General features: G+C 56.0%; 4 protein-coding genes, 1 tRNA gene and 1 pseudogene. 4 read left to right on the forward strand and 2 right to left on the reverse strand.

Annotated elements, in window-relative coordinates; genetic code table 11:
- The coding region (locus C8024_RS03830) for an EAL domain-containing protein (protein WP_173202998.1) at positions 1–2005 on the reverse strand (2005 nt) is incomplete at its 3' end.
- 303 nt (positions 2006–2308) lie between these two features.
- Positions 2309–2385: transfer RNA gene (locus C8024_RS03835), tRNA-Pro, on the reverse strand.
- 188 nt (positions 2386–2573) lie between these two features.
- Here C8024_RS03835 and thyA point away from each other — a divergent pair.
- The 4 genes and pseudogenes from thyA to C8024_RS03855 form a co-directional block, all read left to right on the forward strand.
- Positions 2574–3503, forward strand: coding sequence for a thymidylate synthase (thyA, locus tag C8024_RS03840; RefSeq protein WP_173203000.1), 930 nt, complete (start codon positions 2574–2576; stop codon positions 3501–3503).
- Between the two features lie 111 nt (positions 3504–3614).
- Positions 3615–4888: pseudogene (locus tag C8024_RS03845) on the forward strand (3-methyl-2-oxobutanoate dehydrogenase (2-methylpropanoyl-transferring) subunit alpha).
- On the forward strand, positions 4876–5898 hold the full coding sequence (locus C8024_RS03850; RefSeq protein WP_173202999.1) for an alpha-ketoacid dehydrogenase subunit beta: 1023 nt from the start codon (positions 4876–4878) through the stop codon (positions 5896–5898). Before C8024_RS03845 ends, C8024_RS03850 begins: the two are co-directional and overlap by 13 nt.
- Positions 5895–6374, forward strand: a 480-nt coding sequence (locus C8024_RS03855) for a biotin/lipoyl-containing protein (RefSeq protein WP_302051587.1), incomplete at its 3' end; no start/stop codon positions are given. The genes C8024_RS03850 and C8024_RS03855, both read left to right, overlap by 4 nt.

Consider the following 6374-nt stretch of genomic DNA (forward strand, 5'->3'; position numbering starts at 1 on the left):
CTTCGGCAACCACCCGCATGTCCAGTGCATGCGCCAGATGCGCAATGGTGCCGATAATCGCGCGATCGGCCGGGCTATGTTCGATCCGGGAAATGAACGTGCGATCAATTTTCAGGCAATTGGCGGGCAGATCCCTGAGATATTGCAGCGAGGAATAGCCGGTTCCGAAATCGTCGATGGATATGCCGACACCGCTGTTGCGAATCTGCTGGAGCGTGGCTCTGACCTGCTCATTATTGTCGATCAGCAATTCTTCGGTAATCTCGATCGTGATTTTTGACGGTTCGATACCATTGGCTTCGATATTGGCGAGCAGTTCCTGGCAGAGATTCTGGTTCTGGAACTGGCGCGGGGATACGTTGATCGCGACGCGTGGCAGATCAATACCGCGGTCGGCATAGGATTTTATTTCCCGGCAAACTTCACCCATGACCCAGCGGCCGAGAATGTCCATGAGTCCGCTTTCATCTGCGACCCGGATGAACTGGATCGGCAACAGGCGGCCGCGGCGTGGATGATCCCATCTGATAAGCGCTTCCAGGCCAACATATTCGAGTGTTTTTGCATCGACAATCGGCTGATATTCGAGCGCGAACTGATTTTCGTTAAACGCGTCGCGAAGTTCGTTTTCCAGCGCGGCATCGGCCTGGGCAATCTCGTTCATGTCTTCCGAGAAGAACCGGTAACAGTTGCGGCCATTGGCCTTGGCGTCATACATGGCGAGATCGGCCATGCGGAGAACTTCCTCATATTCATCGCCGTCGTTCGGGATCAGGCTGACGCCGATTGACGCACTGATCACCTGACCCACACCGCTGATGGCATAGGGCTCGCTGATTGATTTCAATATTTTGGAACAGCGCGAATTGATCGAATCGATATTCTCGAATTTGTTCAAAATGATCGCAAATTCGTCCCCGCCGATGCGCGCGGCAAAATCCTCGGGGCCAATGACCTTGGAAATGCGTTCGGCGACCTCGCGCAACAGCGCGTCGCCACTGTGATGGCCGCGGGTGTCATTGATGATCTTGAACCGGTCCAGATCGAGCAGCAAAAGCGCAGCCTGGCTATCGGCTTTCTTGCAATTGGCGATGGTCGATTTGACATTCTCGGCGAGCAGCACGCGATTGGGCAGGCCGGTCAGCATGTCGTGCAGTGCGAGATGCGTTCTATGTTCCTCGGCGAACTTCCGGGCAGTGATATCGACCGCTGTTGTCAGCACGCCGATCGTCTCGCCTTTATGATTAAGTAGCGGCGACTTGTTGCAATGGAAAATCAGATCGACACCGTCGCTGGTGATTTTCTCTTCGAAATGCGGAATGGCCAGGCTCGATTTCAGCACCATCGCATCCCGTCTGCGCGTATTTGCTGCCAGGGTCGGCTCGAAATTATTGGCAAAATCGGTGCCGACCATCTCGTCCGGGTCCTTGTCAAACAGGGCGGACTGATAGGCGTTGGTGAACAGGCATTTTCCCGACCGGTCGGTCGCATTGATCATGATCGGGATCGTGTCGATGATTTGCTCGAGCATGCTTTTGCCTGACGGACCTTCGTTCGAGGCCGCCGCGCCAAAGGCTGCGTGCTTCCGGCCGATTTCCGAGGCGCGCTTGCGCAGGGTCACGCTTTTCTTGCTTTTCGTCAGCAGGGACAAGGCACGGCTACAGAATTCGACATGCGAAACCGGGCTCTGCAAAAAGTCGGTGGCGCCAGCGTCCAGTGCGGCAAGCCGGCATTCGCGATCCTGGTGCGCTGTAATGACGATCGCTGGAATTTCATTGGCGCCGGGCATCAGCCTGACCTTGCGGATGAATTCCGCGCCGTTCATTTGCGGCATCCGGTAATCCACCACCATCAGATCCGCCTTGTTGTCGCGCAGCCAATCCAGCGCTTCCACAGGATCAGCATAGGTGACGGCGGAATATTTTTCCCCCATCAGCGTCACAAACTGGGCGTAGATCCGCAGATTGGTAGGCCGGTCATCGACTATTAAAACACGCGTGCTCATGATTGAAGGCACTACAGGGCGATGATCAAGATAAGGTTAACGTCTATTTATCGGATCATTTTTCGCTTTTCTGTCCGTCATTGCCCCTATCAGGCGGCCTCTCAGCCGATGGCCGAGGGATGAAAAGGCCTCGCTGTTTCAAAGGATCCGGCACCTGCGCACCGGGACAAGGGCGAACATGTCCGCAGAAATCCAGCCAAAATCATTCTCGTTCGATTGAACGGTTCAAGAGCAGAAAAGCTATTCACGGCAAGCAGATGACGCGATTTATTGGAAGATTTGGAAGCATGTTTGAGAAATCGATGGTCGGGAAGAGAGGATTCGAACCTCCGGCCCCTGCCTCCCGAAGGCAGTACTCTACCAGGCTGAGCTACTTCCCGATCCGATTGCTTTTCCTGACGCAAGGGATGCAATGGGCGGATTATATGCCAGTATGATTTGCGGTTCAAGCCATCGCGCCCGGCCTAGCAAAACTTTATCTGTTTGATCTCTCCCGCCGGATTGGGTTGAGGATATCGCTTGAGCGGTCTACCGTTTGCCGGAACCTTGGTTGGAGTGTGATGGTTTGATTCCCGGACAGCATTATGAGCAGCAATATCTTGACCTGATGCGGCAGATCTGGACGCAGGGCGATGAACGTGTCGATCGCACTGGTGTCGGCACCCGGGCCATTTTCGGTGTGACGATGCGTTTCGATCTCGCGGACGATGCCATTCCTTTGCTCACGACCAAGCGGGTGTTCTGGAAGACGGCAGCACGCGAAATGCTGTGGTTCCTGACCGGGGACACGAATATCCGCGAACTGGTGAAGCAGAAAGTGCATATCTGGACCGACTGGCCGCTCGACAAATATCGCAAGGAAACCGGCGAGCTGCTGGACCGCGACGCCTTTGAACAGCGGATCATCGAGGATGATGGCTTTGCCGCAAAATGGGGCGATCTGGGCCCCGTCTATGGGAAGCAATGGGTCGACTGGCCGCGCTATACACCGGCGGGCGAGGGCCTGTATCGTCGGGAGAAGAAAGGGTTCAACCAGATTGAAGCCCTGATTAACGGCATCAGGAATAATCCCGATTCCCGGCGCCATATTTTTACGGGCTGGAATGTGGCCGAGCTGGACCAGATGGCTTTGCCGCCCTGTCACAAGACCTATCAATTCTATGTCTCGGGAGGAAAATTGTCGGGGCTGCTCTATCAGCGCAGTTGCGATCTCGGTTTGGGCTTTGCGTTCAATGTCTTTTCTGCCGCGCTGCTGATCCGGATGATTGCGCAGCAGTGCGATCTGGAGCCGGGCGAGCTGATATGGAATGGCGGTGATGTGCACCTTTATCTCAACCACGCCGAGCTGGTTGAACAGCAGATCGCGCGCGTGCCTTCGGGCGCACCGAAACTGAAAATCCTGCGCCGGCCCGATTCGATTTTCGATTATGAAATCGGTGATTTCGAGGTGCAGGATTATCGCCCCCAGGCGCATATTTCCGCGCCCGTAGCGGTCTGATCAATCAAAAGGGCAGGGAGATTGACCTAAATTCGGTTTTGTAATATTGTAACAGCTAGTTGAACGAATATTGCAGCGCAACAATTGCGCGATTCTTGCTGGAGAGGCCTGATGGCTGACGAAAATACCAAAAGCAATTTGCCGCCGCTGACTTTACACATACCCGAACCGAAATTTCGCCCCGGTGATACGGTCGATTACAGCGATCTTCAGATTCCTGAAGCCGGCGCGCAGAGGCGTCCGGACATCAACACCGCGCCCAAGGACATGCAGGACATAGTCTATGACATGGTCCGCGTTCTCGATGATGATCATAAGGCCGTCGGTCCGTGGGATCCCAAGCTGGATGACGAAATCTTGCTCAAAATGCTCCGCACGATGGTGCAGGTGCGCACCTTTGATGACCGGCTTCACCGCCAGCAGCGTCAGGGCAAAACCAGCTTCTACATGAAATGCACCGGCGAGGAGGCGACATCGGTTGCCGCTGCCATGGCATTGCACAGTGATGATATGTGCTTCCCGAGCTATCGCCAGCAGGGCATATTGTTCGTCCGGGGCTATCCCATGATCGAGATGGTTAACCAGATATTCTCGAACAAGGCGGACAAGCTGAAGGGGCGTCAGCTGCCGATCATGTATAGTTCGAGTGAGCTAAACTTCTTCACCGTATCGGGCAATCTGACCACGCAATATCCGCAAGCCGTGGGCTGGGCGATGGCCAGTGCGAGCAAGGGTGACAGCCGGATTGCCGCCGCCTGGTGCGGCGAGGGATCGACCGCCGAAGGCGATTTTCACGCGGCGATGACCTTTGCCGCCGTCTATAACGCGCCGGTGATCATGAATGTAGTCAACAACCAGTGGGCGATCTCGTCCTTCTCCGGTTTTGCCGGGGCAGAGCGGACCACCTTTGCGGCGCGCGGGGCCGGCTATGGCATTGCTGCGCTGCGGGTCGACGGCAATGATCCGCTGGCTGTCTATGCCGCGACAAGCTGGGCAGCGGAACGGGCGCGGACCAACCAGGGTCCGACCCTGATCGAGCATTTCACCTATCGCGCCGAGGCCCATAGCACTTCCGATGATCCCACGGCCTATCGCAGCGCGCAGGAGCGCGAAGAATGGCCGCTCGGCGACCCGATCATGCGATTGAAGCGGCATCTTATCCAGCGCGGTGTGTGGAGCGAGGAGCAGCAGGAAGCTCTGGATGCCGAATGTCTGGAAGCGGTCAAGGAGACGGTCAAGGAAGCCGCCAAAACGGCATATTGGGCCACGGTCTGCACCAGCCTTTCGAAACCATGTTCCAGGACGTGTTCGAAGAAATGCCCTGGCACCTCAAGGAACAAGCCGAACAGGCCAATAAGGAACGGGAAATCAAATGGCCGTCATGAATATGATAGAGGCTATCAACAGCGGCCTCGAAAATATGATGGAACGCGACGACGATGTCGTGATCATGGGCGAGGATGTCGGCTATTTTGGCGGTGTTTTCCGCGCCACAGCGGGCCTGCAGGAGAAGTTCGGCAAGACCCGCTGTTTTGACACGCCAATTTCCGAATGCGGGATTATCGGCGCGGCGGTGGGCATGTGTGCTTATGGTCTGCGGCCGGTGCCGGAAATCCAGTTCGCCGATTATATCTATCCGGGCATGGACCAGCTGATCTCCGAAGCGGCGCGGCTGCGCTATCGTTCGGCCGGCGAGTTTACCGCGCCCCTGACGGTCCGTTCGCCCTTCGGCGGCGGTATCTTTGGCGGGCAGACGCACAGCCAGTCGCCGGAAGCGATGTTTACCCATGTTTCGGGGTTGAAAACCGTCATTCCGTCGACGCCTTATGATGCCAAGGGCCTGTTGATTGCATCGATCGAAGATAATGATCCGGTGCTCTTCTTCGAGCCGAAACGGATCTATAACGGGCCTTTTACGGGCTATTATGACAATCCGGTCTCGCCCTGGTCGAAATTTGCCGAGGCCGAAGTGCCGGAGGGCCATTACACCGTGCCGCTGGGCAAGGCCAATATCGTGCGCGAAGGCGATGCGGTGACGGTTCTGGCCTATGGCACGATGGTCCATGTCTGCAAGGCGGTGGTCGAGGAGCACCAGATCAACGCCGAAGTCATTGATTTGCGGACCCTTGTGCCGGTTGATATCGAGACGATCGAGGAGTCGGTGAAGAAGACCGGGCGCTGCCTGATCGTGCATGAGGCAACGCGGACCAGCGGCTTTGGCGCGGAGCTGTCCGCGCTGGTGCAGGAACGCTGTTTCTATCATCTGGAGGCGCCGATCGAGCGGGTCACCGGCTTTGATACGCCTTATCCGCACAGCCTGGAATGGGCCTATTTCCCGGGACCGGTGCGGATCGGTGAAGCGCTGGAGAAAATTGTCAGGGACTTGAAATCATGAGCAAATATACATTCAATCTGCCTGATATCGGCGAGGGTATTGCCGAAGCGGAAATCGTCAAATGGCATATCAAGATCGGCGATGTCGTGGCCGAGGATGACCAGCTGGCCGATGTCATGACCGACAAGGCGACGGTCGAGATGGAAGCGCCGGTTTCCGGCAAGATTATCGCCATTGCCGGGGAAGAAGGCGACATTATCGCGATCGGTTCGATGCTGGTCGAGATCGAAGTCGAGGGCGAGGTTGATGCCGATAAATTGGAAGAGTTGGAAGCATCCGACGCCGTTGCGGAAGCCTCTGAAGAAGCTGAGTCTGATGTCAAGAATGACAAGCAAGATGCTGAAATTAAAGAAGAAAAATCTTCATCTCCAACAAACCCAACAGCGCAGGCCGAAGTCGAACAGCCTGCTGATGTTCCAGTGGCCTCAGACAATCCCGCAACCGAAAATGCCTGGCAGAAAGTGCTCGCCACGCCG

The sequence above is a fragment of the Sphingopyxis sp. BSNA05 genome (genome assembly GCF_013265645.1).
GTDB lineage: Bacteria > Pseudomonadota > Alphaproteobacteria > Sphingomonadales > Sphingomonadaceae > Parasphingorhabdus.

What these genes read in the sequence shown, in the direction of transcription:
- C8024_RS03850 (WP_173202999.1), top strand. Translation starts at nt 4,876, where the DNA reads ATGGCCGTCATGAATATGATAGAGGCTATCAACAGCGGCCTCGAAAAT.